We start from the raw sequence: 1753 nt of genomic DNA on the forward strand, positions 1-1753 counted from the left end.
ATGCTGATCGCTCCGGGATGCATCACCACGCTCTGGATTTAACATACTGATTTTACGTCAAGGGAATCCGCAGCCTTTATGGCTACGCAGCATAATATCTATTTATTCAACAAAGCCCCAAAACTGGCATGGAAAAACAGCATGATTACCTATTATTCAACAAAGCCCCAAAACAGGCGTGTCATAACAGCATTATTCCCTATTATTCAACAAAGCCGTTTAAGTTTGCGAGTGTTGACGTAATCGTTGATATATTGGTTTAGCGTCGTTTCGTGCAGACGCAGAGCTTGCGCAATTATCGCAGAGCTCCAGCCTTCGGAGGCCAGCAGGACGGCTTTGATGCGATCACAAACACGCTTATCACGACTGGTGTCATGAAGGTGTTCGAGTTCGGCTTTTTGCTTGTCGGTAATAAATATCTTCATAGTGGGTGAGCATGATCTTCTTAGCGCGTAAAATCAAGCATCTTCAATGATCACGGGTATAGTGGTACGAATAATAGCCCAATTGCGATTAGCATTATTCCTATGGATAACATCAATGCCACGGTACTGTCTGGCGATGTTAGATTAACCCATCCTTTTGATAATCCTACTATAAAATCCTTTTCTTGCAGCCTAGCGTAAACCCAGGATGCTCCGGTTAACACTGAGCCTAGCCAGAATGAAAGCCAGCAGATTGCTGATGTGAACGGTATAATGTGTATTAGTCGCGACTAGATCTGACACTGGAGCTTTAAATCTCGGCGTTATTCGGGCCGTTATGTCGATTTCTGTCTCCACCCTTGCCACCGCCCCGGTGAGTATGACTGCCAGAACGGCGATCGCTGCCGGAATAGTGCCTTATTGAGCCACGATTATCGGTTGTGGTGGCGGTACCGTCACCATGGTCAGTCGTATGGCCCCCGAGATTATGGCTATCATAGCCACCGGGACTGCGTTTTTTCTCGTGTTTTTTCTTCTTCGCCAGCCATCAGATAACGCTCCTTATATTTTAACTGTGTATTTATACATTAATTCTGTTCTGACACGAAGTCAACGCCACATGGGTGCGCTGAGCGTTGTTGTTTGGGGGTTGTTTTGTGATGCGCGTTAGCGCATGGAAGGCGGCACAAGGTGATTTCATGTGATGCCTCTGGTCAGACCGCCGAGGCCAGTGCGCGTTATCAGAGAAACGATGAACCCGCGTCAGCGTCCTGCCAGACGGGGTTTGCTTTTAGCGGCCTGAGAAGCGCTATCAGTGTCTGATGGTCGAAGACAAAAGAATCTGCCAGCAATGCCGTTCAGGGGGGTGTGTGTGGTTGTGGTGACGATGACAGGCGTGTTTCTGGCTGACTGGCGCACTGGTGCGCATAATGAATATTATGTTAAATTGAATATTAAGATACAGCTTGTACAGAACAACCGCTAACTAAGCGTCCCTATCTCCGCTCCCCGACTATTTTTCTGGTTTTCTATGGACGCCAAGAAATACATTTGATAGGCGATGAACCTCATGAAGGTTCATCGCCAGTGCGTAAGTGGATAATGGTTGTCTATTGCAATGCAGTGAGAATTTGCATCGCCGCTTTGGGTCGTGTATTCAATATGTAGATTGCAGTGTGAAATGTCCAGTTTTGGATGTGGAATACAGTGGCTAAAGTTGATGTAAGATGCCCGTTTTGTGAACAGACATCTCCTGTGAAAAAACACGGTTATGGCAAAAGTGGCCATCAGCGTTACCGTCGTCAGTCATGCAAACACGGATGGCTACA

At 46.8% G+C, this 1753-nt stretch carries 2 protein-coding genes and 1 pseudogene; 2 read left to right on the top strand and 1 reads right to left on the bottom strand.

What is annotated here, in order from left to right; all coding sequences use genetic code 11:
* Positions 1-128: 128 nt before the first annotated feature.
* The gene (locus QZ506_RS09905; RefSeq protein WP_291970807.1) at positions 129-263 is read left to right on the top strand and encodes a hypothetical protein; all 135 of its coding nucleotides are present in this window, start codon (positions 129-131) and stop codon (positions 261-263) included.
* On the opposite strand, the pseudogene QZ506_RS09910 reads toward QZ506_RS09905, so the two are convergent.
* Positions 219-425, bottom strand: a pseudogene (locus QZ506_RS09910) (helix-turn-helix domain-containing protein); the annotation flags it as partial. The gene QZ506_RS09905 and the pseudogene QZ506_RS09910 sit on opposite strands and share 45 nt — an antisense overlap.
* Positions 426-1631: 1206 nt before the next feature.
* On the opposite strand from QZ506_RS09910, the gene QZ506_RS09915 reads away from it, so the two are divergent.
* Positions 1632-1753: IS1 family transposase (locus QZ506_RS09915; protein WP_367272997.1), on the top strand; the 122-nt coding region annotated here is incomplete at its 3' end.

Source organism: Candidatus Symbiopectobacterium sp. (genome assembly GCF_020054415.1).
Classification (GTDB): Bacteria; Pseudomonadota; Gammaproteobacteria; order Enterobacterales; family Enterobacteriaceae; genus Symbiopectobacterium.